This is a genomic window from Leptospiraceae bacterium (assembly GCA_024233835.1).
Lineage (GTDB): Bacteria > Spirochaetota > Leptospiria > Leptospirales > Leptospiraceae > JACKPC01.
The window spans coordinates 463,003-489,805 of the sequence record JACKPC010000001.1 but is presented as its reverse complement, the minus strand read 5'-3'; the positions used below and the strand labels follow the sequence as shown (position 1 = coordinate 489,805).

The window sequence follows — 26,803 nt, the reverse complement described above, 5'->3', positions numbered from 1 at the left end:
AATTTTGTTTGGAGTGTTTTCTATTAAAAAAGCTAGTTTATTAGGCCTTTTTGTTTAAAATCAGAAATCAGCAGTTTGAGATCTTCAGGACTATCCACCGAAAGAGCCGCATTATCCGTTACAAAAATTCCAATTCTATACCCATGGTCAAGGCCACGTAACTGTTCTAAGGATTCAGATTGTTCCAGTTTACTTTCCGGAAGAGAAGAATATTGCAGAAGAGCTTCCTTTTCATAGCAATAAAGACCCAGATGTCTGTAAACCGGAACTTTACTTTTATGATTGGATGGGATTAAAGAGCGGGAAAAATACAGAGCCTGTCCTGTTTGGCTAAAAACTACTTTTACACGATTTGGATCTCCATATTCGTCTTCTTTCATCAGGCAGGCGGCAGTGCTCATTTCCCAATCCCGGTGTTCTAATTTTTGACGAATAACACCTTCAATTAGCTCTATTTCTATTCCGGGTTCATCTCCCTGTATATTTACAACTAATTCAATATCTTTCTTGTTTTGTAGAACTTCAATAATTCTATCTGTACCGGAAGAATGCTTCGAAGAAGTCATTACTACCTGAGCTCCAAAACGTTTTACTTCATCAAAAATGCGCTTATCATCAGTAGCTACAATAACTTCATCTAATAGGTGGGATTTTATGACCCGGGAATAAGTCCATTCAATCATGGTTTTATTCCCTATTAGGGCCAAAGGTTTTCCGGGGAATCGGCTGCTGCCGAATCGAGCCGGAATTATACCTGCTATACGTGGCTTTTCCAATCAGTTAACAATAAATTCTTTGAAATAAACTTCTTTTATTTTGCCCTCAGATAGAATATGGTTTATGTGAGCCTTAATTTCTTCCCTGAGATCTAACTGTTGAACCGTTGTTTTCAAATCTTCTTTTGTTTTTCTCGAAATGATAAGGTTAATAATATTTTGCATCTGGGGAGAACGCTTTACTAACTCATTTCCCAGTGTTAGTTGACCTTCTTCATACCCAAAAGCTAATTTCAGTTTAATGAAGTGAACTTCACCCACATCGGCAGTATTAATCCTGAATTCATCAGGAAAATTAAATACTTCCAGAGGAGGGGGTGCTTTTACAAGTGCAATATTCTTTTGTTGTTTATAAACACTGGTAGCCGTTTTCTGAGCCACAAAAACAGAAATCACTGTAACAATTAATATACCCAGTATACCCAGTGCAATATAAATCAACCATTGTAGAATAGGTGATTTTTTCTTTGGTTCCGCTATCGGCTGACTACCTTCTTCTTCTAATTCTGCTTCACCCATAAGCGCTCCTCCTTATAATAATTTTGCTTTTAAAACCCGGTTTCCGAGTTTGGTAATTTGGATTCCGGAAGTTTATAATTGCTTTCGTTCGTTTTTCGTATAGCTCTTTTTTGGGTTAATATAACAATATCAATTCTTCTATTGTAGGCCCTGGACTCAGGACTTCCTTCTTTTTCCACGACCAGTGGCCTGGCTGAACCAAAGCTGACTGCTTGAAAGAGGTTCTTATCCAGACGACCCACATTAATCAGGTAAGTAGTTGTATTAATCGAACGAGCTCCGGCCAGATCCCAGTTATTTATATATTGCCTTTCTTCTCTACCGGGAGCCTGTGAGGGAAGAACTGCATCTTCATCACAATGGCCTTCTACACGGATATACTGATCCATACCTTTTAGTAAACCTGAGGCTTTTCTTAAGGTTTCTTTTATCGGAGGTAAAAGAATCGCTGAACCCGGATTAAAATAATCAGCTCCAACGAGCGATATAATAAGTCCCCGTTCATTCTCTTGAATCCGAACTTTCCCTTCCTGTATTTCAGGTTTAAATACTTCAGTAGCCTGTCTCGTTGCTTTAGATAAAGTTCTACCGGTTGTCTGGGAAGGGAGCGATTCGATGTTCATCCCGAGTTCTTCCAGACTTCCTTTACTTAAAGTTTGCCCGCCTTCAAAAAAGCCGGTTGAGGACTTAAAAACAGAAAGTATAATCTGCATATCCTTCTGATTGGTCTTTCCTGTTGTAAAGAGCATGATAAAGAAGGTTAAGAGCAGTGTTACCATGTCTCCATAGGTAAGCATATACTCCGGAACCTTCTGCATGCAAGGGGGGCAGCTCTGTTTTTTTCTGGCCATTTAGCTATTAATCTCCGTCTTTTAAGGCACTCCTTTCGGTAGGAGGCAGGTAACTGGATAATTTTTCTTTAACGATACGGGGGTTATCACCGGATTGGATGGACAGAGTTCCTTCAATCATAATTTGTTTCATGGCCATTTCCATTTCACTCCGTTTCATGAGCTTTTTTACAATGGGAATTGCTATCATGTTGGCCAGAAAGGATCCGTAAAAAGTGGTAATAAGGGCTATCGCCATACCCTGACCGATAGCAGATGCATCCCCGTTACCGAGGTTTTGGAGCATCGCGATAAGACCGATAAGGGTTCCAAGCATCCCGAAAGCCGGAGAAAGGCTGGATAGAGTATCCCACCAGTCCCTACCGGAAGCATGTCTCTGGGCCATATTGTTCATTTCTGTTTCCATGATGGAACGAACCAGTTCGGGGTCAGTACCGTCGACGACAAGCTGAATTCCTTTTTTTAAAAATTCATCCTGTAATTCATTTACATCGTCTTCAAGGGCTAAAAGACCTTCCCTTCTCGCTTTTTCCGAGAAAGAAACCAGAGTCGTGATGAGGTTGGGAATATCAAATGAATCTTCATAAAAAACTTTTCGGGTTACCTTCATTAAAGAAGTAGTGGAGACCATACGGTTTGCCATTACGGTAGCACTGATAGATCCTCCGAAGGTAATGAGTATCGAACCGGGATCTATAATGTCACCGAATCCTAAACCAGCCGAAATCACACCAAATACAATAACTGTAATCCCAACACCTAAACCGATTATTGAGGCTATATCCATATTACAGTTCGGTCTCCTCTTTATTTATAATAGAAGGTAGATGAAATACCTTTTTCTGGTATTCAATAATTTTATCCAGAACTTCCTGAGCACTTTCTCTTACGATCAACTTTTTATCATTACTTAAAGTCAGAGTTGTATCCGGCGTACTTTCTATAGATTCTATATGATTTGCGTTTAAATACATTTCAGTTTTATTTAATCTGTGCAGAAGTATCACTCTTACTTTCCCGGAACTTTTTCCCTCTTAACAGTCTATCGACCTGAAATTTAAAATCGTTTATGAATTTTTCTTCCGTAAAGCGGTCGATACTCTTTTGGAAGTCTTCCTTTTTATAGGAAATACCATCTGATTTTTCAATTGCTTTATTTATTGCTTCCGGATTCTGCTCATAAAAAAATACCCCTGTCTTTCCATCTATAACGGTTTCAAGAGCACCGCCTTTTCCATAAGCAATAACCGGTGTACAATAAGCCTGGGCCTCTACGGGTGCAATTCCAAAATCTTCTACACCCGGAAAAATAAATGCCTTAGCATTTTTATAGTACTCCAATACTTTCTCTCTCGGTAAATGAGATAAAAAAGTTATATTAGATGATGAGTTTTTTCTTAACTTTTTTTCATCCTGTCCACTTCCGATGATGATCAGCTTTTTACCACTTTTTTTAAAAGCTTCTATTGCCAGATCAATTCGCTTATAAGGAGCAAAGGCAGAAACCACAAGGTAATAATCTGATTTAGTCGCCTGTTCTGCACTGAATCCTCCCGGCAGACAGGGAGGAAATACAACTACAGATTTCCGGTTATAAAAACGACGAATTCTTTCGGAGATAAAGCTTGAATTGCTTACAAACAGATCTACTCTCTGAGAAGAGGCTATATCCCAGGTTCTGAGATAATTAGAAATAAATTGAATTATGAAAGCTTTTAAGCCCTTTTTGCGGGGGAAGTAGTCATAAAATAGATCCCAGATATATCGCATTGGACTGTGGATATAGGAAATATGAATTGAACCGGTTTCCGGGATAATTCCTTTGGCTACACAATGAGAGGAGGAAATGACAAGATCAAAGCCCCTTAGATCCAGACTTTCTATTGCCGTTGGAAATAAAGGAAGATAGGATCTATATTTTTTTGACTTAAAAGGAAGTCTATCTGTAAAAGCAGTATGAATCGTACGATTTTCAATCCTTTCATTTAATTTCCCTTTGTTGTAAATCAGGGTAAAAATTTCAGCTTCCGGATAAATTTTTAAAATAGAGTCAAGAACTAGCTCTCCTCCTCGCATTCCGGTTAACCAATCATGTACGACTGCGACCTTCATATTGCTCAATTATCGGTTTTTCCTGGAGAAGGGTTGAATCTGTCCTTAATTCTTTATGGAAACAGGAAAAGGCTTTTAGAAATATCTTTACGATGATGGGTTTTTTAAAACTATGGAAGAATTTATAGGAACCTTTCATGAATGAGACGCACGGCTTCTTCCAAATTACACAAAAACTTTTTTTAAGAAATCAAAACTCAATTCTCATCCTGCGAGATAGAAAATCCGGACATGGAGACCTTCCGGGGGGAAGAATCAATGAACCCGAGTTTTTTGGAGATTGGTTAGAAGGTCTGAAACGAGAGTTAAGAGAAGAATTGGGAGAAAATATTCAATATGATATTGAGCCACAGCCCATTTTTTTTGCGAGGCATCGGGTAGTAGAGGGAAAATACCCCTGTCTTATTGTGGCTTATGAAGGGAAGTTTTTGGGAGGAGATATACAGCTTTCCAATGAACATGATTATATGGAATGGGTAGATAGGGAGACCTATAATCCGGAACCCTTATTTAAGAAGCATTTATTATTTGCAGTAAGTTCTTATCTGCAAAATCCGGCTTTTAGGGGAATTTTATGAATTTTTTTTTCCGCCAGTTTAGCTATGTTCTTTTCAGTATTTTAGCATTTGGCTTTGCCTGGCTAATCTACCATCCGGGCCTCAGTCAAAGTGAGTATTTGAAAATTAGAAAAGAAACTCCCCCCCTTATTATCAGCAGTATTGGAAAAGATAGAAACCAGGGTAATCTCCTTGGAATTCAGGCTTATATCCAGGCGGTTGATTATTCCAATGCGGAAAGATTTTATCAATTTATTGAATCTTACCTTGAATCAGCCAAAGAAAAGGGACTTCTAAAAACAGGTACCCTTGTTATGTTTCCGGAACATATTGGTACACCACTGTTTTTGTTAGATGAAAGGAAAGAAGTAATTCTTTCAGATAGGTTTGATGTTGTAATAAAAAGGATGATGATATCCAATCTTCACCTTTTTATCCCTTCTTATTTCCAATTTTCCACTGATGTCTATAAATCCTTGATGAGTATAAAGCAGAGGAAGATGAAAAAAGTATACCGAGACACATTTCGTAGTCTTTCGAAATACTATGATGTGCCTATTGTTGCAGGTTCTATTTTGGAGATGGAGAAGGGGAAATTGGTCAAGGATTCTTATAGCTTCTACAATAAAAGTTACGCATTTTTCCCGGATGGTAAAATTATAATTCTAAGTAAGAAAATGAATCTGGATAAGCTTGAATCCCAACTTATGATTCGCGGAGATAAGAAAGAACAGTCTTTTTTTACCATTTCCGGGAAAAGATATCAGGTTTTACTTTCTCTGGATAGTTTGGTAGCTGCAAACTACATGGAAACTGCTTCCGACAAAACCGATGTTTTTCTCTCTCCTTCAGCTCTGCTTTCCTTTTCGGTGATACCTGAAGAAAGTTTCACGGTAAATGAAGAATCGCAAAATCTCGAAAAAGTAAAGCTTCCTGAAATATTGGGTAAATCGGACCAGGATAGGAAATGGTTGTATAAGTCCTTATTTAGTAATTTAAATAACAGGAAAAATTCTATTGGGATGCAGGTTTTTTTAAAGGGAAAATTTCTGAATACCGAATTGCAGGGAATTGGAAATATTATTACTGAGCGTGGAAAAATCGATGTACTTCTTTCGGATAATCAACCGGGCTTATTAAATGTATGGTTTTAGACTTGTTTAAAATTTAAGCATACTGTTTTATTAATGGGAAAAATAAGAACTCCTTTGTAAACCTGTTCCTAAACTTTTTAATTTTATTTCTGATTATTGTCTCATTACCGGGTAATGTTTTATTTTTTTTTTATAACTTCATAAAAAGAAGTAAAAGGTACCTATATTGCATGGTATGCTGAAAAAACCCGGGTAATTATTTATTATAAAAGGAGAATCTATGAAGTTAATCGTAGCAATCATCCAGCCTCATAAGTTGGAAGAAGTGAAAGCGGAGTTATCCAAGCATGATGTGTCAAGATTGACAGTGAGTGATGTTCAAGGGTATGGACAACAAAAGGGAAAAACGGAAGTTTACAGAGGGCATGAATACCAGGTGAATCTGATTCGTAAGGTCAGGCTTGAGATTGCTGTAAATGATGACTTTGTAAAACCGACTATAGATGCCATCCTTAAATCTGCCAAGACAGGAGGAGGGAAAATAGGAGATGGAAAAATATTCATACTGCCTCTGGAAGAGGTAATACGTATAAGGACCGGAGAAAAAGGAAGTAGCGCAATTTAGACCTATGGAAATTTTAGAAGAGGAAGACGGGTAGGTCTTCCTTTTTTTTTTAATATTCCTATTTTTTCTTGATGTTAGATCATTTTCTCCGATGATAATCAAAACTACTTTACTTTTGGCATTGCTTGTAGATAGAATTATCGCGGAGTCATTATGGAAATTATACAAAGAGAAAATAAATCTATCCCGGTTATTGATATTGTTGGCGAGGTGGATCTCTATAATGCCAAAGATATCAAAGACGTGCTTGATGGAATGATACGAGATGGTAAGTATCAAATAATTTTGAATCTTGCAAAAGTGCCTTTTATGGATTCATCTGGCATAGGTACCCTGGTTACGGTGATGTATAAACTTAAAAAATACCAGGGAGGACTGAAAGTCGTGAATACAGTAGGTTCTGTTGCAAAAGTCTTTAAGATGACCGGAATGGATGCTCACCTGGAAATTTTTGATTCAGAAGAAGAGGCAATTAATTCCTTCGATTGATTAAAAAAAATCGTAAAAAGGTTCCCTATTTACTATAAAATATAATTGACATTAAGAATCAGTCTCAATATCAGTAAGAAAAACTACAGGAGTTTTTCTATGGATAAATGTCATTGTTCTAATGTGAAATTTGAGAAGGTCGTAGAGATGGCAAGGCAAAAAGGCTGTTCCGCACAGGCTATTGCCGAAGAGTTAGAAATTTCCAGGATTTGTACAGCCTGTAAAGATGATTTTAACCACTTCTGTCAGAAGCATTTATAAAAAACTTGAGTAAGGTCGAATTAATCTCCCATCACCTCATTTCTAAAACCCTGGATAAAGCACATCTTTCTCAAAGAAAGAGAATGAATCATAATTTTCATGAATTATCTGAGAATTACCAGAGGTTTTTAAATGTTCTCCTGAAAGGTACTTACGTGAGGCCTCACAGGCACAGTATCCCCCCTAAAGCAGAAACATTTTTAATTCTAAAGGGGGAAATTGCGTTTCTCTTATTTAATGAAGAGGGAGAAATTGAAAGGCAGGAAATGCTTTCTTCAGGGGGTCCGAATTATGGGATTGATATTGGGCCCGGAATCTGGCACTCTCTGGTCTGCCTTTCGGAAGAAGCCATTTGTTTTGAAGGAAAGACCGGGCCGTACGATCCAACTGTAGATAAAGAATTTGCCACCTGGGCCCCGGAGGAAGGAAGTGTTGAAGCAGAAGCTTATCTTTTCCGATTAGAAGAGAAGGTAAGATATGAAAATACTGATTAAAACCTTTTCCCTGGTAGTTCTTAGTTTATATTTTATTTTCCCCTTATTTGCAGAAAAGCCGGTTGATACACCTTTACCGACAGGTTCTACAAACTGGTCTATCCAGATGATTCTGGGAAAGGGTGGGGCGAAAACAAAGCTTAGATCGGATAACTCTACTTTTTTTTCATTCCTTTCGGGTTCTTTTTCGAATGAAGAGGTTCGGGGAGAGAGTTACCATTATCGGTTTTATGGAGAATTCCTTCCTTCTTATGTAGGTTATATTTTTGGAATTTCCGGAGATACTTATAAATTTAAACCCAAAGTAAATCCTGTTTCTCAGTTCCTTCCCATCCTCCTTCTTTCTAATTCTCCGGGTTCTTCCACGTATTCTTCTTTGGGGGCCTATCTTTTTCCACTGGTATTAATGTCAGCCGGTTCTCAGTCGAACGAAGCTTTCGGTGCCTCGGTTCCCTTTATAGATCACGCTCTCAGCCTTCATTTTAGACCTAAAAAGACTCTGGATCCTTACCTGAACCTCGGAATTGGATTTGGAAGCTGCGGAGTTGACTGTATTGGAGGGAAAGCTTTTGCTCGGCTCGGTCTGCGCATAAATTTTAGCTCTGTACATTTGTTTTTAGAAGGGGAGAAGCAGCATGTAGTTTTAAAAAGGGGTCGGGAAGAATCAGAACCCATTGATGATCAAATTCTCCAGCTCGGATTTGGAATTTATCTCTGAATCATTTTCTAAAAAGCCATTTTAGGTAGTCAAATAATTAATCCGCTTTTAAAGTCCGGCTTTTTTCGCTTTTACTATAGCCTGACCGAAGAAATAAAGATAATAAAAACAGAGATAGAATATGCCAGCATTTACATTACCCGGCCTGAGTTCAGGCCATAACACCAACGATATTGTTCGTCAGCTTGTAGACCTCGAATCCAGACCGATTAAAAGGTGGGAAAAAGAGAATAATTATAGCCAGGTTCAGATACAGGCCTGGAAGGAATTAAAAAAACTTACTACTACATACCAGCAAAAAACAAAAGCATTAATATCCTTTACAGCACCCTTTTCTTCAAAAAAGATTTCTTCTTCCGAAGAAGGCGTTATTTCCGGTGAAGCCAGTCGCTCGGCTAAAGCGGGAAATCAAAAAATTGAAATCATGCAATTAGCAACTCGTAATAAAGTAGCCGGTAAGAAAATAAGCATGGAAACAAAACTTCCGGGTGGTGCTTTTACGATTTTATCCAAGGATGAAAGAGTAGATATTAACTTTGAAGGTGGAGATATTTACGAGCTAAAAGAAAAAATAAATCGCCATGCAAAAATCGTTGTAGATGCTTCTGTTACGAGGGTAGACAAGGATAATCTGGTTATTTCTTTACACGCCAGACAATATGGGGAAGATGCTAAATTAAAATTTTTAGATCCTTCCGGAATTTTACAGGCAGCCGGTCTGGTTGGAGGAAATGTTCCGGAACCTCCACCGAGTTCGAGTATGGTAAGTATTTCTTCAACAGAAGGCACTCCATTTCGAAGTGAGCGTTTTACCGGGAATAAGGGAGAAGCAGGTGCTCCGAGTTCTGCAGAAGGAGGTGTCAGCCTAAAGCCGGGAACTGCCTATATTTTTCCTGTCCCGGAGTTTAAACCAAAAAAATACTCTAAATTAGAATTTATGATTCTTTCCGGTTCAGAGTCTCTCCCTGAATATCTTGGAGTGGGAGTCAGGTATAAGGATGGAGAAGAGGAGAAAACCAGATTCGAGAATTTGGTTCGGGAAGGTAATAAGTATGTATTACAGGTTGCTAATTTTGCCAGGGATAAAAAAATTACAGGTTTCATTTTTTCCAATCCCGGAGAAACAGATATTACTTATGGTATTGTGAACTATGTAATTCCGGGTGAGATAACAGGTGCTGCCCCGGCTACAACTATAGTCCCCGCACAGAATGCCAAATTTAAAGTAGATGGAATTGAAGTAACCCGTGACAGGAATGATGACATACGTGATGCTATTGAGGGAGTAACTTTAAATATCCTGAAGACAACGAAGGAACCTGTTGAGATGAAAATCGATGTGGATACCAGTAAGGGGATGATGATGGTTAAAGAGTGGGTGGTGTCGTATAATGAACTTCTAAAGTTCTCTAAAGACATAACTATCAGTAATAAATCCGGTTCGGTAGATTTGAAAAATAATGTGGATGATAACCGCGTGGATATTTCTGAGGACTACTGGAATATTAAAAATAAATCAGGTCTTCTGGCCGGAGACAATGCGGTTTTGCAATTAATTGCCGGTTTAAAAACAACCGTTGGTGCTTCTTACCCGTCTTCTACGGAGCCGAGGTATAAAGTATTATCTGACATTGGAATTTCTACCGGGGAGTTAGGAAGTAGTTGGAAAAATATACAGGAAGGTCTTCTGGTTATTAATGAGGAAGTGCTCAATGTAGCTTTAAGTGATAACCCGGATTCCGTAAAAGAACTTTTTGCTTCTGATAATAACTCTGATAACAGGCATGATGATGGAGTGGGAATTAAAACTCTTACCTTATTAAAGCCTTATACATCGTTTAAATCAGGAATTGTTTCCTCCAAGATTTCCCTTTTGGAAGAAAATATGAGAGAGAATGATAAGCGAATTAAGGATTATCAGTCTCACCTGGTTAGCTATGAAAAAAGATTGAAGATGAAGTTTCAATACATGGAACAGGGAGTAGGAAGGCATAAAGCTACAGGTACCTATCTACGTAATAACTATCGCCATGTATTCGGGGATCAGAAATAAAATATCATTAGATTTAAAATATCTGACGATAGTTGGAGTAGGTGAGTATTATGAATCTTTACATTAACGAACAAAAAGTTGATTCTTCTTTAGGGGAAGAGAAAAATTTAGCGCAGGTATTTGATCAGGTGAGCCGTTGGATAGAGTCACAGGGTCAGTATGTTGTGAACTGTTTGCTGGATGGAAAGGAAACCTTTCGAGCTGAATTGGAAGACATTAGTGTAGATAGTGAAGTTAGAATAGACTTTTATTCAGGTAAAGAAATTGATATTCTTCAATCCAGTATTATAGAATTAGACAGGTATCTGGATACAGTTGGAACTACTTTATTCGGAAGAGATTCCTTAACCGAAAAAGAAAGTCGGGACTTGCAAGAGGGAACAAGGTGGATGTCGGAAATACTGGCTTCTGCCGCATCGATTTTGCGTTTGGATTACAGTCTTGTCTTTCCTGTTACTGGAGGACCCAGTCTTCAGCAGATATTAAATCGCCTTGGAGAACTTTCATCGGAGGAGATTGATAGCCTGAAGGGGATTGAAGAATACCTGGATAATTTAAGGAATTTAAAAGTATTCACCATTGATTTGTTTAATCGTCTGATTCCTCTCGGCCTGGACAGGTTGACTGTAAAGAATTTGGTCTCAGCTTATGCTTCGAATATGGAAGTTTTAAAAAGTGAGTTTATCCGCGTAAATGAAAATTATCAATCCGGTAAAGATGCAGTGGCGGCTGAATTGCTGCAACATTGCACAGGAAAGATGCATTCCCTTGTTACAGGTCTGATTTCATTAAAAGCAAGTCCTGATATAAATTTTTCGCAGTTACAACTGGATGAGTCTGCTTTTGAAGGAATGATTGAAAATTTGAACTCGACTATTCGTGAAATAGCTAATTCACTCGAATCGGGTGATATCGTACAGGCGGGTGATTTATTAGAATATGAGTTGCCGGAAAAACTTGATGGTATGGTGCCTTTCTTGCATAAAATAGCTGAGAATCTGTAGTTGGATGTAAAAGAGAGTTTTTATACTGTTTTTGCACCTTATCTCTTTAAAGATAAATTAGGAGAAGTTTTTGAACTTCTCTATACTGCATATACCGGTTCAAATCGCTATTATCATAATATTGGACATATACAGAATATATTAAAATATTCTCATGAATATAATCCTGAAGAACCTCTAAGTTTTTATATAGCCATCTGGTTTCATGATTATGTCTATGATGTTCATTCAAAAGATAATGAAGAGCGAAGTTCTGAGGAAATGCTAAACTTATTAAGAAATACAAATATTCCCGAAATTTCAATTAAGCTATCTCAAGAATATATCTTAAGTACGATAAAACATTTCCCAAGAATTCAAAATGGAGATTGTGAATTCTTTTTAGATTGCGATCTTGCCATTTTAGGAAGCGATAAAGACATATATTTACAATTTCAAGAAAATGTGCGAAAAGAATATAGCCATATTTCTGATGGCGATTACCGCAAGGGAAGAGCTGAAGTATTAAAAACATTTATACAGAGAGAGCGGATATATCTAACAGAACAAATGTATACTAAATTAGAATTGAAAGCAAGAAAGAATATTGAATCCGAGATTGACTATTTATCGGGCTAAAGCCCTTTTTTAAGCTACCAGCTTGCAAAGAGATATAAAGCGTTATCTCAGCCGGATGGTTTAGCGTCCGGCTGTTTAGATATTAGGGATTAGTAATAATTTCAAGTAAAACCACTAATTTTAAGCTATCAGCTTTCAGCACGCTCGCCTACGGCATCGCTTTTAGCTATCAGCTCTTAGATAGTTAAGCATCCCTTTTATAAGAAAAAGCTTATCTATCACAAAAGCTGATGGCTGCCCTTCGACTCTCTACGTTCGCTCACAGACTGTGTGAAAAGGGCTTTTTTCACTTATCAATTTATTTCATTTGGTCTATAACTGCATTATATTAAATAGAATTTATTGCTTAAATTACTTTCCACACAGTCTGTCAGGGATCTCATCAGCGCTTGTGCTGAGCGAAGGCGTAAGCCTGAGTCGAAGCATAAAAAATCTCTCCAGATAGGCTTCCGGGAGCTCTGTAATACGAGAAATGAATTTCAGCTCAGCTCCTTCTTTCTTCAAATTGATCGCAGTCCTGAGTTTACTTTTATGCTCAGCTCTTTTTCTCTCTTTCTCAATTACTTTCTCTGCCAGAAGGCGTTCCTCTTCCTTTCCTTCCTGAATTCCCTGTTCCACTCCTTTTTTAAGTCCTTCATGGTAGGCATAATGCCTCATCGCCATAAAATCCCTTTCGGATTTCAAGCGCATCTCGTAATAAGCCCTGGTCTTATCGTCGAGGGATATATCTTTCAAAGCTTCTATCGCTTCTTCCATGACCGGGTTTCTTTCTTGCAACTCTTTCATTTCATTTTCCTGCAAATGCTCGGCTTTTCCAAGGAAATACAACCAGTTTTCCAGCTCGGTATCCAGTTCCTCTACCTGTTTTAGAAATTTGGGTAATTCTATTATATGAATTTCCAGATCTTTCGTCAAGGCTATTTCCGGATTCTCTTTTTCTAATAGTTGAAAGGTCGAATGAAAATTGTCTATTTGTAGCAGGTTAAAATTGAGAAAAGAAACAGAATACACAGGTTGCAACTGAACGTATGTAGCTCCTTTTTTTATCTGCTGTGTGTAGAGCTTAGCCCAGTAATACAGAACCCTTTTTCCGAAGTAATCCTGGGGGAAGCCCTGCATTTCTACGCCAAAATGCTCATTTCGCTTATTTACAGCATGTATATCCAGAATGGATAATTTATCATTTCGGGTATCACCGGGTATTTCCGGATTGAGTATTTGCAGACTTTCGATTCTATCGCTTCCTTTGAATCCGAGTACGGCATCTAAAAGTCTCGCTAAGAGATGGGGTTTCTTTATGCAAAATATCTTAAATACAATATCGCTATATAAAGGTAAAAGTCCGTTCTGTTTTTGCATATCTTTCTGTTTCATTTTGTGATCTCCTACCATAAAGGGTTTGAAAATGCACAAATGGAACAAAAATTTTCTATGAAATAGGAAGCCGAACTGGACTTTTGGGATAATTTTTAAGATTTTTTTTAAATCCTCATTTTTCCCCATGCTGAAGCATGGGGCTAATAAAAAAAAACTCAGAAAGACTATTGATCTTTGATACTAATAAATAAAGATTGATTTAGAATTTGGAGAAATACTATGATAGGATATATTTTTGTTATAAGTCTTAATTTACTCTTCTTTTCCTGTGCAGGAACTTCTGAAAAGCAAAATCATGATCTGAGTCCTTCTGTACATTCCGAGTCAAGTAATCAGGAAATCAAACACCTTGAGAGCCCTGTCAGTTTAAATAGCAATGAATTAAGTGAACAAATTTCCTGTGAACCGGGTGTTTGTACGGAAATTGAGTATACCGATTATAATGAACTCGATGATAAAATCAATACTCTCATGGAGAAGGGAGCAGGTAAAATTTTAATCCGTATGAGATATTATGATAAAAGGTTAAATGATGAGGAAATTCAGAATGTCTTAGAATATCTGCGGGAGATAAGTAAGAGAGAAGGGAAAGTTTCGGTTGAGCCTTATTATATAGGACACCGGGGGCTTATAGATCATATTCCGGTTTTGAAGGATGCCGGTATTCGTCTATGGGATATTTATACCCGTGTTAAAAATAAAATTAAATACAAAGAAACAAAAAATTATAATGCGAAAGTTCTATACCACCCTAAAGATTATAACGTGATGATGTTCTTTTTTATCCATAAGAATTTTGGAGATGTATGCGATACAATCTATTCGAGTTGTAAGGTATTGGAATATATCGATGATGAAACATTTGATCTGGCTTTATCGAGAGCTCTGGACGAAGCGACTAAGAAAGGTCAGTCGGTTAAGGTTGACTTTAATCAACAATCTGCTAATTTACCGGAATTTAAGATAAGTCTTGAAACTTTAAAAAACACCAACAACTCGGTTCGAATGTACAAATGGTTTGTGGCGAGTAAAGAAACCGAGAAAAAAAGTCTGGTAAAACAAAGATTTATCCCGGCATCACTTGTGGTGAGTCTTATAGACTATACAATGACTGCTTATGACGCCATTCAAGCTTATATTATGTATAAACCTGCAAGAAAAATGAAAGCTGAAGTTTTATATTCCGGTAAAGAAGAAGGGGGTAAAATTGAATCCGTTGTTTTTACACCTGTGCTTGAGGGGGAAGGTTGATAAGTCACGAACCCCCATTTTCCCGTTTCCCCATGCTGAAGCATGGGGCTAAGAGAATTTTTCTTCTAATACTATGAGATATGGTAGCTAACGTAAGGAACGGTCGTGACTGTTCCATTTTAGACCGCTCCTTTTCTGACGACGGGCTTCGGCTTATCCGGTTACTGAGCGAGCCAACGGGGAGTCAAAGCACGCTCAGCCGGCACCCTATAGAAGCACATGTCCCTCAATCCGTAATCCCTTTTCCTGTAAGACTTCCTCCCACCTGTTCTTGGAACCAATGTCCCGTCTCGAAAGAAGCCCTGCTTCTTCAGCGGAACTCAGGGCACTGAACTCTTCATAGCGGGGGTGGGAAGAATGAAGAAAGGTTTCTTTTCGGTGCAGGATAGGACAGCTTTTGTAATGATTGAAGTCTCTGTATTCCACATCGGGTAAAACTATAAATGCAAGTGGTTTTGAGGGGTTTAGATGATGGTTTACAGCAGGGGGAATGTTGTCTTTGTTATTAACGTTTCTTCCTTATAAACTCATAAATTGCCAGAAGACTACCCGTAATAGATAGAAGAGATATAAGGATATCCGCATACTCTTTCCAATTAGCATAGGTTTGTGCAAGAATGATTAGAAGGCTTATTGCCAGTAAAACAAGTAATAATAGAAGTTTTTCTATCATAAACCTTTTTTTTCTAATTCCTTCCTTACCGTTTCACCAACTTCTCGCTTTATAATTCTTGTCATTATAGAGAAACCTACATACATCCAGGATGCAAGGCCAATAACCAATAATGTTGCAATACCAATACTCATATTTTCATCCCTATTATTAGATTGTAGTTATTCAATGATAGGATAATTAATTTTAAATAGCAAGCTTTTTTAGAGTAATAGCCATGCAAATCTTGCCGCTTCCCTGCCAGCTCTTGATAGATTCTTTCCAATTCATGATGCCAGTGTAGTATGAGCCAGAGAAGGTGGGTTCATGATACGCTTACGTTTTAACAGATAATTAAGGATGATATATGATAATTTCCTTAATCAATAGTTCTTTTTTTTACCTTTATTGCTTTATCTGAAGTTGTATCAACTTTTCCATTAAGATCTGCAATACCATACCCTGTTCCATCACTATTAAAAATTTCATAATGATCTCGATGTAGTTCATCTAAATACCATATTCTACCTGTAGATTTTTCTCTTTTGGCTTTACCATTTTGATAAGATGAGCGCTCAAAATCACTATTATCCGTTATTGAAAACTTCTTGTACTGGTTTAACCAATCATTATATTTTCAGATAATTCATTTATATGAATAAACTTTTCCGGAAGATTTTCTGTTGAATATAATCCATCTTTAAAAACTGGTATAAAATTTCGACTGTGAACAATCCTATTCCCAAAATTAATTAAGAAAGTTTCTTTTTGTCTATTATATTTGCAAATTCTTTCCATAACTTCTGAAAGATAATTTGTAGATTCCTGTATTTGTATATTAAAAGAAACATAATCAATAAAATAATACCTTACATTTTCAGATATTTTATTAATAGAATATGGGTTTATATTAGTTTCATTTTTTAGTAAGATCCTTAATTGCTTTATTGGATCATTTAAATAAACCTCATCAATTAATCCTTTCGCTTTATTAATAAAATTTTCAATATTTTCTGAACTGTAATATATATCGATTTTCTCATTATAGCTTTTTGAATTTTTAGTATTTGTCAATAAACCAATAAAGGTATTCATTTCTTTACTTTTAGTTGCAAAATCTTTATTATCTAAAAATAAGTTCTCTTCATTTTCAGGAAAATATAAATAAGCGTTGATACCCACATTAAAATCCTAATATAAATTTTAAATCATTATCAATTTGGTCAAAAAATCCTTCTGGTTGGTGATCTATCTTTCCACCCTCTAATACATTTATCCTGATACCAAGACTACTATGCGTTTTATCATCCCTCTCGAAATGATAAATAGAAATATATTTTTTATCAATTCCTTTTCTTATTTCCTCAAATTTTTTAGATGCTATTAATATACCATTAATGATATGATCACTATGTGTTTCCAAAAATATTTGTATTCCATTTTGAGCTGCTAAAGCAATTAACTCTGCTAATTTTGACTGTCCTTTTGGATGAAGATGGGCTTCCGGATTTTCCAACAGTATGACTCCACCTTTTTTTGCGGAAAGAAGGGCTACGATAATTGGTAAGGCATAACTCAAACCAAAACCTACATTCTCAGCATTAAATTCTTCAGTTGAAGTAATATCTCCTGGCTTATTATAAGAATATTTTAAACTGTATGACTTGTCACTTGGAGATACCACTATATTTACGTTTGGACTGATCTCCCTTTCCCAAGCAATAACTTGACTAAATAAGTCTTTATCAATATTTTCATCATGTAACATATTTTCAAATTCAACTTGTAATTTCTGCTCTTTCCCCCAGTAATATAAAAAATGTGGAGTTAATTCTCCTTGACCTTTTTCAATAGATAACTGTTTCTTTGTTTCTACAAGTAACGTATCAGTAGGATAGCTTTCTTGAGGAGATAACCTTGCTGCACTTAAATATTGAAAATCATTAGAAAAAATATTTAGTGTATTATAATTCAAAGGTGGCATTCCATGAATTGGGATAAAAGTTTTATTTAATTTCATAGGATGAAAATTCCATATAAAACTTTTTTCATCAGAGAAAAGAGATATACTGATAAATTCTTCTTCAGCATATTGATATAAAGCATCAGAGGCAAATCCAATTTCGCAATATGGTTTATTAAGTTCTAAACCAGATTCTAAATATCTTTTTTCAAAAGATTGTTTTAATAATAATAGTGACTGTAGTATAGACGATTTACCAACTCCATTTACCCCTGTAAAAATGTTTAAATAGCTTAAGTCTAATTCGGTATTTTTATGCGATTTAAAATTATTAATTATGATTTTGTCAATCATTGCCATTTATTGTCTCCATTATAATTCTATTGATTTCCTTGAATCTTGTTAAAACACTTTCTTTTTGACCGGTTCCTGATGTAATAGAGTAACGAAATTTTAAATCATTATTTAGTTTTCTAAATTTACTTTTAAAAGTCTCAGCTTTCAATTCTAATATTTTAAGCTTTTCTTCATCAATTAAAGAAAAAGAAACACTTAAAACTTCGAAAAGTGCTTTATTAATTGGTTTTCGTCTATCTGTTTCAGATACCCTTTTTCGAAAGGCATCATCACCAAAAATGTTATATACGAAATTCATTGATTTTATAAAATTCTCCTTTAGTTTTATTTTTTCCTCTACTGAAATATTATTAATTTCAGACATTCCCCTAGTTAAAAAACTATCTAAATCAGGAAGATACTTCTCGTAAGGAATTAAATAGAAGGAAACAAATCTCGTAATAAAGTCTCTATCCTCCATTCTTTCAGTCTTAATTCTATAGCAAGTAGCTTTTTTGAATATTTCAAGATCTGCTAATTCCGCAATAAACTCTGCTGGTTTCCCTTGGTTTAATGCATGACGAATTTCTTGTGGAGTTAAAATTAAGCCTCCAGTATTAATCCTCTTAAAAATGTTAAATTTAACTTCCTTGGGTGTTCCCTTTTCTACTACGTATAAAACAATAGGAGTTGTTTTTATTCTTCGATGGAGATCTCTTGGTAGATCCATATAATACTTATAATCAAATTGCTTTAAAAACTCTAAGTTCTGTAATTTTAAGGATTTATCAACAATAAACTTTTTCAAAGTAGAACATCTTTGTAAACCATCAATTACTTCCCAGTTATTTTCATTATCTTCGCTAAAATAAAATGCAGGTAATGGAAGTTTTAATAATATTGATTCTATCAATCGACTCATTTGAGTTTCATTCCATAAGCCTTCTTTCCGTTGGAAAGCTGTTTTGAAATTCACTTCTTCGTATTCAATTCGATCAATTAATTCTCCTAATGTATAGGGATCACGCCTAATTTTAATTAAATTAGGATCAAAGGGAATTGTTATATCTCCCCCAGTTTCATCAATCTCTTCTATGTCATTTATACTTTCCTGTTGATCTTTTATATCGTTAGAAATATCCATATCATTATTTTTCTTTAGACTAAGATGGAGATAAGTTGAATATTTATAATCCAAAAAACTTCCAACTTCCCCTAACTCATTTTCTACAAATATATTATTTAATTTAAAAAGTTCCTCTAAGTTTTGTATTTTTTCTTCCTCCTGCAATGACTTAATTTCAAAAGCTGAAAGCAATTCTGAGAACTTTATAACATATTCAGTTTTCTCTATATCTTTTTTTATCTTTTCTATTCTTTTATTTACATCCATCTTTTCTTACTCCAGCACAGTGCACATGTACTATAGATTTAGGAAGACAATTTTATTACAAGTAATATCTATTATTTCATCTGGTGTAATGATCATCCTTTAGCCTAGTTACGTTTTAGTGGACACTTTCTATGCAGCCATATCCTTTAATTTTTTTAAACATTTAAGACTTATTTATATTGGCTTCTTTTTTATCTTTTCAATATCGCTTTTCATTGATTTTTTCTCACTATGCTTCCTTATTATGCCTTTATCTATGTGGAACATGTCATAGTTGAGGGATAGCCCGATGATGTTATTCTAAACCTCTGTTACCTCTATATTTTTTAGTTTATACCCTTTATTTCTAATGATATCTATTAGTGCGTTTATATCCTTAGCCATATTATTATTAATATTTGCTCCAAGTTTTACTCCTATTTTCCAAACTGAATTTCCCTGATTTTTAGCATCTACCATAGTCTTATGAACTGCGCTTGTGGTGTAATAGCAATTTATAAGTCTTGTCACATAGTAAATCGGTTCTTCTGATTTAGAAGCCTTTAAAACATCTCTAACTGCAATTTTACTTTCATCAAATTTTGTATGCTTATAATTAAAACCATTTGCTGCTTTTTCACGGTTGCAAGTTCCGCAAAGAGTTTGATATAGTTCAGGATTATCATCATTGGGTTCTTCATATTTATTTGCAACTACATGATCGATTTGCAAATTTTTTGTTTTACCACAGCATAAGCACTTATATCCATCTCTGGAAAAAACTCTTCTCCTAACTTCTTCCGGGACTAAGCGCTTGGGGAATTCTTTTTGAAAACCGGGGTTTGCTGTAGTATCTGTATTTGAATTTTTTCCTCCTCTTTTAAATACTTTTATTTCGTATTCAAATGCATCTTGAAATTTTTCAAACTCATGAAATACAACTCTAAGCAATGACTTGTCTTCACTGTAATAAATATTTTTTAAATACTCTTCTTCTTCGGATCTACGCAAGTCTCGTTCTACAATAGAAATTGCATGGGATCTAAAATCCAAATCCTTCTTTTGTTCAAAATTAAAAAACTCAGGTTTAATTCTATTCTGACCTAAGTGTCTGGCTATCTGTATAATTCTCATTTCAAGAGATTCTGAACTTACTATTGATGAAGGAAAATATTCTTCAATAAATTCTTTAGCAATCTTATAAGCTTCTGATTTATCTAATTCTTCTTTTTCCCAGATATAATCTTTGTTTTGTTCTAAAAAGTCACCAATAAAAATTTCAAAGATTTCTTTTTCATTCTCATATACTAAAACATTTTCGGTAAATGTTTCTGAGGATTTTTCTTCCTGTCCTTCTACTTCTTCAATATGGACATCATTATAAGTAACTACATACCAACCGGAAGCAACTAATTCAATAAAGCTATACTCATAATTCTGATTTTCTATAGCGAAATTTAGTCTGTCTATTAAATCAATGCGAATTAATTCATATGGACGATAACCCCTTTCTATCTTTTTATCTTCCAAGCCACCAACAAAATTAGAACCAGCAAATTGAATGTGTCGATTCCAATTGTCTACAAAGAAGACTATATTTGCAATATCCTTTTCACCTCCGGCTTTTTTTCCTCGAAGTGCTCTTCCTATCATCTGGGTAAAAAGAATCTTTGAATTTGTTTCCCTGGTAATAAATACAGTTTTTACATCAGGAACATCTACACCTTCAGTTAACATTCTAACATTTAATAAAACCTGAATCTCTCCATTCCTGAATTTTTCCAAGTTGATATCATTCTGGTTAGAAATACGGGAATTTAGGTAATCAATAGAACGTGAATTTTCCACATAGGAGAATATAGAAGCAGCAATTACTTTTCCAGCTTCTCGGTTAATTTTGTTTTCTATGGTTCGACACTGATACCATCTATCTACGAAGATAATGGTTTTCCCAAAAATACTTAAATTATCTACATAGTATTTCGCTATATATTCATTCCTTCCTTCATTTTTTGCCAGTTCATCAATTATATGTTGAGGAAGTTCCTGATGCTTAATAAGCATTTTTTCAATATCAGAATCCGAAATTTCAAAATTAAACTGCGTTTTCTCGGATTTAAAATTTGGCATAGCCAGAATTCCTGCATCCTCGAGATCCTTCTTCCTGGCTTCAAATATAACACCATCTTTGAATATCTCCCATAGCCAACCTCTCTGGTTTACATTGGTGTATGTAGGAGTTGCTGTTAGTCCAAGTAAATTAAAATTTGGATACTTTTCAAGTATTCCTGTTTTTTCTTTTGAACCACCTATAAGCAAATTTCGTCGGCCAAAAGCCGGTGTGTGATGCGCTTCATCATAAACTATAAATAGAGATTCATTTTTTCCAGCATGCTCTAAAAATTTATGAAAAGGAGTTATTATTTTTTTACCATTATCATCCAGATTATTAGAATCCCAATAACCAATTGCAGTTTGTGCCGTCATCAAAAGTATATCATCATGAATTGAAATACTGTTACCGTTTGCATGTCTTGTGCTTCCAGAAACAAGGCGCATCTGGAGAATTTCCCTTTTATTTTCCGGTATTTCAAGACAGTTTTTCTTGAATGTATCGAAAGCTTGCTCAAGTAAAAAACCCTGATCAGCAAGCCATAATACCTTTACATTTTTAGCAATAGCATTTTTTAAAAGCCAAAGAACGGCAGTAAAAGTTTTACCAGAACCGGTGGGTAAAACAAGGATTCCTCTTTTACCACTTGCTTTATAAAAGTCTCGCATGAGATTCATGGCATTGTTCTGGTGAGGAAAAGGCAAACGGCTAATATAGTTACCCTGCCTGACTTTCCTTTCGTGAGTTAAATCTATTTTATATTCAGTTTTGTATTGTGTTGTCATAATACTTTTGTATACTTTTTTTTATCTAATTTTTAAACAATCTATTCTCAGCCCACATCGTTCCAGTCCCAGAGATTACCGGGGACAATCTGGCATAAGTCATCGTGCATGTTCTTAATATGGTTCATCAAATAAACCACATTATTACTATCATCTTTTCTAATACTACTTCTCATTCTTTTTTTCTTCCAACCTTTTTATTCCACTATCAACAGTTAAGATTTTCATCTGGTATATAGCAGTCTGATTCAATGCCAACAATCTTTCTGATTGAGGCAATCCCTGCTGGATAAAATGTGCATTTAAAGTTTCGAGATTGGCAAGGCAAACCAGTTGCGAAACATCAGCGTAATCCCTAATATTCCCTTCCTTATCGAGGTTCTCTTCCCGCCATTGTTTCGCTGTTTTTCCGAATAATGCAACATTCAAAACATCTGCTTCACTGGCATATACTAATGCTGCCTGCTTCTTTGAAAGCTCCGGTGGAATCAAGTTTTGTTTAATAGCATCGGTATGAATTCGGTAGTTTATTTTTGTAAGGTTGCGGCGAATATCCCAACCAAATTGCTTCAACTCTTCATCTTTGAGTCGCTGGAATTCTTTAATCAAATAAATTTTAAATTCCGCACTGATCCACATTCCAAATTCAAAAGCTATATCTTTATGAGCATATGTTCCACCATACCTGCCTGCTGTAGCTCGAATACCAATAGCTTTAGTTTTCGTTACCCATTCCTTCACACTTATTTTATAACTATTCAAGCCTGCTTGACTTTTAATTATGGCACATTCGCCATAATTAAAATCCGGATTATGAATCTTTTCCCAGATACTTAGAAACTCCACAGTGTTTCGATTACGGAGCCAGTCTGAAATAAAGAAATCTCCCTCCTTTGCTTTCAACATATCGGTCAATGAAATATAGTCTTCATTGTTAACAGAAAGAATAGTTATCTCAGTCCCCTGAACCTTTATCTTACTCATTTCCCCTCTCACCCCACATCCCGCCAGTCCCAGAGATTACCGGGAACAATCTGGCATAAGTCATGGTGCATATTCTCAATATGGTTCATCAAATAAACCACATTAGTATTATCATCTTTTCTAAAGTTTTTCTTACCTAACTTTAAAAATACACGATGTAAATCATTCAGTATAATTTGTTCCCCGCTTTGAATCGCTCCATTTAAGTGGCTTTTTATCCGGTTCTTCATTTCTCCATCCATAAGCGGAAGATGATTACTTTTCCTACTATTCAAGCTTCCGTTCACAATCGGATACAGGTTCCAAAAAGAATCTTCCGGGAAGTAGGAGAAAGGAAGGAAGTGGTCAATCGGATAATTATTCTCGCAGGTGCTACCGGTATAAAGACAATGGTTTAAGCCATGCTTTGTATAAATCTTCCGCAAGTGCCGCATTTTATTTGTATCCCTTTCCTGCTTGAGAGAGAAGAATGTAAAAAGCTCATCGAATATAGACTTATCTAATTCTGAGTTTTTGGCAAAACGCAAACTCTCTTCTATCCAGCGAAGAGAAATAGAGTCACGGAGCATGACTCTCATGGAACTGAGTTCTTTATAATCTCTGTCTGAAATTACAATAAAAGCAATTTCCTTATCCAGAAGGTTTTGAAATGTTTTTCTATCGTGAACGAGAACATCTAATTTTCTTTTTCTTATGACCGATTCTTTGAGATTATTCTCAAAGTCCATAGAGAACTGGAAGCCATATTTGTCATCATTAGAAGCCTGTTTTAAAAATAGGGACAATATCCCGGTTTTCTCTCCGCCTAAGTTTTGAATGTAGCGGAGTGGCATTTCCACAATTAGATTACGAATATCTAATAATAGGTTTTGCTCATTCTCTTGCAGTTCATAGTTCGGGTCTTCGAGTCTATCGAAAAAAGAATAGATGCTATGAATATTGGAACTTTTTAATATTGCATTTTCACCGGAAAGATAGCTGTCTATAAAAGTCCGAACTCCGAGTCCGGTGTTTGCCGGGTTCTGGGGAATTTTTTGTTCGGTAAGTATCCAGTAATAAAAAAGAAAACTCTTCGCTACCTGAAATAAGGGGATGAATTGGAAGCCAATTCCGGTCTGCGGAGCCGGATTTTCAAAAATATGGTCAAGGATACTGCGAAGCAGGCAGAGTTTATAGGTGGAACTTTTTTTTCCAAATTCCAAAATCTGCAATACATCCTTCACTACCGACATGATAGGATGATATTATGACAGGGAACTATAAAAAGAAAGCAAAAAATGTTTATTTTAGATTAATTTTTATGGCTTCAAGAAAAGAACGAATTAAACCAACCAGCCGTTTATCTCTACGCATTTCTTCTACAACTTCAATTTCCTCTTCACTGAGGCTATCTTTCCCACTAATGTTTAACATTTCTCCTTCACCAGTCATTAACCATTCCAGGCTAATACCGTATTCTCTTTTTAGCTGTATCATTATTTCTTTCGGTAGTCCTTTTAGCTTTCCATTTACAATGTCACTAAGATGTGGGGCATGGATGTTAAACTTTTCAGCAAACTCCTTTTGATTTACTCCAAGATAAGAAAATAAGCGTTTATAATCTTCTTTTTTCATTAAAAAATTCGCAAAATTGTAATTATTTTATTTACATAATTATAAATACTTATAATTATAGTTATATCACCTATCCAAGCTTTTCACCTGAATAAGTGCAGCGTCAAGCACTTTGCCAGTTAAAGAAGCTTGGAAAATAAAAGGAGCACAACACATGCAACACTACGAAGTAGAAGCCACGGTCGCCGAGGATGGAACCCTTACCGCAAAGCTACCAGAGGCCATAGAACCCGGAACCTACACCGTTGTCATAGTTTTCGAGGATGAACCTAATGTAAACGAAGACGAACGCAGGACTGAACTTGAAATCCGCTTAAAGCGTATGGAAGAAAACCCTCATCCCGGTTTTACAAGGGAAGAAGTAGAAAGGGATCTGGAGGCATTACATGTTTAGCTTTCAGCTTTGCAAGAAGGCTCGAAAGCGCTTTCGAGCTTTCAAGGGAGGCCTCATGGAAAATGAAGACAAGAAGGAAGAGACTTACCGCTTTGAACCGGAAGCAAAGAAAGACCTGGAAGATTCCTATCTCTGGTATGAGAAACAGAAGAAAGGTTTGGGTTTAGAATTTGCTAACGAGGTTTTTGATGCAGCCGAAAAGCTGGGAAAAAAGAGGGGAGATAAGGCTGTAAAGATGGATTGCAATACATCTCTATCTTCGGTAAAGAAAACAAAGCTAAAGCGTTTTCCTTTCTCCCTATACTACGTTCTTAAAGAAACCCTGATTTCGATAGTTGCCGTCTGGCATGACAGGCGAAACCCGGAGTCTTTGAAAAACAGAAAATAAAATAAATAATCTACCCTTCGGCGCGCTTCGCTTGCTCAGGGCGGCGCCTTTTTTTCCCAGCCGGATGGTTTAGCTATTAGTGTTTAGATATTAGGGATTAGTAATAGTTCCACCCCTCATTCCTCACCCCTAAGCACCTTCCTGAAAAACTTCTCCAGATAGGCTTCCGGAAGTTCGGTAATACGGGAAATAAATTTTAACTCAGCTCCTTCTTTCTTTAAATTCACTGCAGTTCGGAGGGCTTTTTTATGCTCTGCTTTTTCTGCGCGTTTTCTTTCTTTCTCAATTTGTTTCCCGGCCAGAATACGCTCCTGTTCTATGCCTTTCTGTATTCCCTCCTGTATGCTTTTCTCCCGGATTCCGAATTCTTCTGCGAGTTCCCAGACTCTTTCTTCTATGGCAGTCATGCTCTTTCCCATCTCCTTTAGTATAGACTCTAATTCTTCTCTGTAAAGCAAAAAACTATCTTTCAAATTCTCTCCGAAGCCCTTTTCTATAGCTTCCCGGATTATCTCTTCTCTTTGCTTCTTCGCTGTGAATATTTGCAAAAACTCCAGTTCTCGATCCGTCTTTTTGTCCAGTTCTGAAATAACGATACAGTGTATCTTTATAATCCCCGGAATTTTCATGACATAAAGTCCCTTTCTCTTCTCTAAGAAATGATATGTCTCCAAAAATCGCTCTGGCTTTTTCGTTGTGATAAGAGTGAAGCTTATATCTCCCTTCTCTTTTTTCCGTAATATAAAAGCCGAGATATAATACAAAGTTTTATATATATCCTGTAGTTTTACACCCTGACTTTCTGACTTGAACTCGATGATATTGAATTCTTTAAAATAATTCATTAAGTCGAGGTGTTTACCTATAGGTTTATCGCTCTCAATCACAAGGACATCGAGTTTTCTCGGAAGCCTGTGCAATTCAAATTCCGTTTCCACCTTTGCGAACTTTGAGAAAAAAGCTATGGCTCTTTTCTTAAATACTTCATCAAAGGTTTTTTGGAGTTTTCGTTTGTTCATGTGACCCTCTACTATAAAGGGTTTGAAAATGCACAGAAGGAACAAAAATTTTCTATAGAATGGGAACCGAAACTGGACTTTTGGGATACTTTTTGGAACTTTTTTTCCCAGCCGGATGGTTAAGCGTCCGGCTGTTTAGATATTAGGGATTAGTAACCACTAATTCCCAACCTCTAATTTTAAGCTATCAGCTATCTTTCCTTAACCCATGACTTTAGCCGTGGGTTAAGGAAGTAGAGGGATAGGTAAAAAGCTGCTTATCTTTTTATTTACTGATGGGCTCGCCGTTGGCTCGCTCAGTAAGCGGAGATAGTGGCAAGTAAAAGCACCGGTTTTACAGAAAGCTTACAACTACAGTATACCTTTCAGGTTCTCAGGCGTCGA

31 protein-coding genes are annotated in these 26,803 nt (G+C 36.0%); 13 read left to right on the top strand and 18 right to left on the bottom strand.

What is annotated here, in order from left to right:
* Window positions 1-32: 32 nt before the first annotated feature.
* The 6 genes from kdsB to H7A25_02320 are packed head-to-tail and all read right to left on the bottom strand — an operon-like array spanning window position 33 to window position 4,258.
* Window positions 33-776, bottom strand: coding sequence for a 3-deoxy-manno-octulosonate cytidylyltransferase (gene kdsB, locus H7A25_02345; GenBank protein ID MCP5498717.1), 744 nt, complete (start codon window positions 774-776; stop codon window positions 33-35).
* Window positions 777-1,295: a flagellar basal body-associated FliL family protein gene (locus H7A25_02340; GenBank protein MCP5498716.1), complete on the bottom strand. Its 519-nt coding sequence runs from the start codon at window positions 1,293-1,295 to the stop codon at window positions 777-779. It abuts the gene before it with no gap.
* A gap of 29 nt (window positions 1,296-1,324) precedes the next feature.
* A complete protein-coding gene (gene motB, locus H7A25_02335; GenBank protein MCP5498715.1) occupies window positions 1,325-2,146 on the bottom strand; it encodes a flagellar motor protein MotB in 822 nt (273 codons plus the stop codon).
* A 7-nt stretch (window positions 2,147-2,153) separates the two neighbouring features.
* Window positions 2,154-2,933, bottom strand: a complete 780-nt coding sequence (locus tag H7A25_02330; protein ID MCP5498714.1) for a motility protein A — start codon at window positions 2,931-2,933, stop codon at window positions 2,154-2,156.
* A 1-nt stretch (window position 2,934) separates the two neighbouring features.
* The gene (locus H7A25_02325; protein ID MCP5498713.1) at window positions 2,935-3,153 is read right to left on the bottom strand and encodes a flagellar FlbD family protein; all 219 of its coding nucleotides are present in this window, start codon (window positions 3,151-3,153) and stop codon (window positions 2,935-2,937) included.
* Window positions 3,128-4,258, bottom strand: a complete 1,131-nt coding sequence (locus H7A25_02320) for a glycosyltransferase (protein MCP5498712.1) — start codon at window positions 4,256-4,258, stop codon at window positions 3,128-3,130. The genes H7A25_02325 and H7A25_02320 overlap by 26 nt, the downstream gene beginning before the upstream one ends.
* A gap of 137 nt (window positions 4,259-4,395) precedes the next feature.
* On the opposite strand from H7A25_02320, the gene H7A25_02315 reads away from it, so the two are divergent.
* From H7A25_02315 to H7A25_02270, 10 genes are all read left to right on the top strand, one after another.
* Window positions 4,396-4,836, top strand: a complete 441-nt coding sequence (locus H7A25_02315) for an NUDIX hydrolase (GenBank protein MCP5498711.1) — start codon at window positions 4,396-4,398, stop codon at window positions 4,834-4,836.
* Window positions 4,833-5,969, top strand: a complete 1,137-nt coding sequence (locus tag H7A25_02310) for a hypothetical protein (protein MCP5498710.1) — start codon at window positions 4,833-4,835, stop codon at window positions 5,967-5,969. The genes H7A25_02315 and H7A25_02310 overlap by 4 nt, the downstream gene beginning before the upstream one ends.
* Before the next feature lie 220 nt (window positions 5,970-6,189).
* Entirely contained in the window at window positions 6,190-6,534 is a 345-nt protein-coding gene (locus tag H7A25_02305; GenBank protein ID MCP5498709.1) for a P-II family nitrogen regulator, read from the top strand.
* Between the two features lie 153 nt (window positions 6,535-6,687).
* Window positions 6,688-7,023 carry an STAS domain-containing protein gene (locus tag H7A25_02300; GenBank protein MCP5498708.1) on the top strand — a complete coding sequence of 112 codons (336 nt, stop codon included), beginning with the start codon at window positions 6,688-6,690 and terminating at the stop codon, window positions 7,021-7,023.
* A gap of 99 nt (window positions 7,024-7,122) precedes the next feature.
* Window positions 7,123-7,284: a hypothetical protein gene (locus H7A25_02295; protein ID MCP5498707.1), complete on the top strand. Its 162-nt coding sequence runs from the start codon at window positions 7,123-7,125 to the stop codon at window positions 7,282-7,284.
* Window positions 7,281-7,778: a WbuC family cupin fold metalloprotein gene (locus tag H7A25_02290; protein ID MCP5498706.1), complete on the top strand. Its 498-nt coding sequence runs from the start codon at window positions 7,281-7,283 to the stop codon at window positions 7,776-7,778. Before H7A25_02295 ends, H7A25_02290 begins: the two co-directional genes overlap by 4 nt.
* On the top strand, window positions 7,762-8,496 hold the full coding sequence (locus tag H7A25_02285) for a hypothetical protein (GenBank protein ID MCP5498705.1): 735 nt from the start codon (window positions 7,762-7,764) through the stop codon (window positions 8,494-8,496). Before H7A25_02290 ends, H7A25_02285 begins: the two co-directional genes overlap by 17 nt.
* A 121-nt stretch (window positions 8,497-8,617) precedes the next feature.
* Entirely contained in the window at window positions 8,618-10,549 is a 1,932-nt protein-coding gene (gene fliD / locus H7A25_02280; GenBank protein MCP5498704.1) for a flagellar filament capping protein FliD, read from the top strand.
* 50 nt (window positions 10,550-10,599) lie between these two features.
* Window positions 10,600-11,553, top strand: coding sequence for a hypothetical protein (locus H7A25_02275; protein ID MCP5498703.1), 954 nt, complete (start codon window positions 10,600-10,602; stop codon window positions 11,551-11,553).
* A complete protein-coding gene (locus H7A25_02270) occupies window positions 11,554-12,171 on the top strand; it encodes a hypothetical protein (GenBank protein ID MCP5498702.1) in 618 nt (205 codons plus the stop codon).
* Window positions 12,172-12,522: 351 nt separating this feature from the next.
* Here the strand turns inward: H7A25_02270 and H7A25_02265 are convergent, their stop codons facing one another.
* Window positions 12,523-13,545 (bottom strand): PD-(D/E)XK nuclease family transposase, encoded by a 1,023-nt coding sequence (locus H7A25_02265; GenBank protein ID MCP5498701.1) that lies wholly within the window; start codon window positions 13,543-13,545, stop codon window positions 12,523-12,525.
* Between the two features lie 222 nt (window positions 13,546-13,767).
* Between H7A25_02265 and H7A25_02260 the strand changes: the two genes are divergently transcribed.
* Window positions 13,768-14,799, top strand: coding sequence for a hypothetical protein (locus H7A25_02260; protein ID MCP5498700.1), 1,032 nt, complete (start codon window positions 13,768-13,770; stop codon window positions 14,797-14,799).
* 207 nt (window positions 14,800-15,006) lie between these two features.
* On the opposite strand, the gene H7A25_02255 is transcribed toward H7A25_02260, so the two are convergent.
* The 10 genes from H7A25_02255 to H7A25_02210 form a co-directional block, all read right to left on the bottom strand.
* Window positions 15,007-15,225 (bottom strand): hypothetical protein, encoded by a 219-nt coding sequence (locus tag H7A25_02255; protein ID MCP5498699.1) that lies wholly within the window; start codon window positions 15,223-15,225, stop codon window positions 15,007-15,009.
* A gap of 79 nt (window positions 15,226-15,304) precedes the next feature.
* Complete coding sequence (locus H7A25_02250) at window positions 15,305-15,472, bottom strand: hypothetical protein (protein MCP5498698.1); 168 nt, start codon at window positions 15,470-15,472, stop codon at window positions 15,305-15,307.
* A complete protein-coding gene (locus H7A25_02245; protein ID MCP5498697.1) occupies window positions 15,469-15,606 on the bottom strand; it encodes a hypothetical protein in 138 nt (45 codons plus the stop codon). Before H7A25_02245 ends, H7A25_02250 begins: the two co-directional genes overlap by 4 nt.
* 463 nt (window positions 15,607-16,069) lie before the next feature.
* Window positions 16,070-16,633 carry a hypothetical protein gene (locus tag H7A25_02240; protein ID MCP5498696.1) on the bottom strand — a complete coding sequence of 188 codons (564 nt, stop codon included), beginning with the start codon at window positions 16,631-16,633 and terminating at the stop codon, window positions 16,070-16,072.
* Between the two features lies 1 nt (window position 16,634).
* A complete protein-coding gene (locus H7A25_02235; GenBank protein MCP5498695.1) occupies window positions 16,635-17,774 on the bottom strand; it encodes a DUF3696 domain-containing protein in 1,140 nt (379 codons plus the stop codon).
* Window positions 17,761-19,143, bottom strand: a complete 1,383-nt coding sequence (locus H7A25_02230) for a DUF262 domain-containing protein (protein ID MCP5498694.1) — start codon at window positions 19,141-19,143, stop codon at window positions 17,761-17,763. Before H7A25_02230 ends, H7A25_02235 begins: the two co-directional genes overlap by 14 nt.
* Window positions 19,144-19,443: 300 nt before the next feature.
* A complete protein-coding gene (locus H7A25_02225; GenBank protein ID MCP5498693.1) occupies window positions 19,444-22,020 on the bottom strand; it encodes a DEAD/DEAH box helicase family protein in 2,577 nt (858 codons plus the stop codon).
* Window positions 22,021-22,185: 165 nt separating this feature from the next.
* Complete coding sequence (locus H7A25_02220; protein MCP5498692.1) at window positions 22,186-23,004, bottom strand: KilA-N domain-containing protein; 819 nt, start codon at window positions 23,002-23,004, stop codon at window positions 22,186-22,188.
* An 8-nt stretch (window positions 23,005-23,012) separates the two neighbouring features.
* Entirely contained in the window at window positions 23,013-23,837 is an 825-nt protein-coding gene (locus tag H7A25_02215) for a hypothetical protein (protein MCP5498691.1), read from the bottom strand.
* A gap of 448 nt (window positions 23,838-24,285) precedes the next feature.
* Window positions 24,286-24,618, bottom strand: a complete 333-nt coding sequence (locus H7A25_02210) for a helix-turn-helix domain-containing protein (GenBank protein MCP5498690.1) — start codon at window positions 24,616-24,618, stop codon at window positions 24,286-24,288.
* Between the two features lie 154 nt (window positions 24,619-24,772).
* Here H7A25_02210 and H7A25_02205 point away from each other — a divergent pair, with 154 nt between their 5' ends.
* Window positions 24,773-25,012: a hypothetical protein gene (locus H7A25_02205; GenBank protein ID MCP5498689.1), complete on the top strand. Its 240-nt coding sequence runs from the start codon at window positions 24,773-24,775 to the stop codon at window positions 25,010-25,012.
* A 55-nt stretch (window positions 25,013-25,067) separates the two neighbouring features.
* Window positions 25,068-25,400: a type II toxin-antitoxin system RelE/ParE family toxin gene (locus H7A25_02200; protein ID MCP5498688.1), complete on the top strand. Its 333-nt coding sequence runs from the start codon at window positions 25,068-25,070 to the stop codon at window positions 25,398-25,400.
* Between the two features lie 116 nt (window positions 25,401-25,516).
* Here H7A25_02200 and H7A25_02195 read toward each other — a convergent pair whose 3' ends face one another.
* Entirely contained in the window at window positions 25,517-26,419 is a 903-nt protein-coding gene (locus H7A25_02195) for a hypothetical protein (GenBank protein MCP5498687.1), read from the bottom strand.
* Window positions 26,420-26,803: the final 384 nt, after the last annotated feature.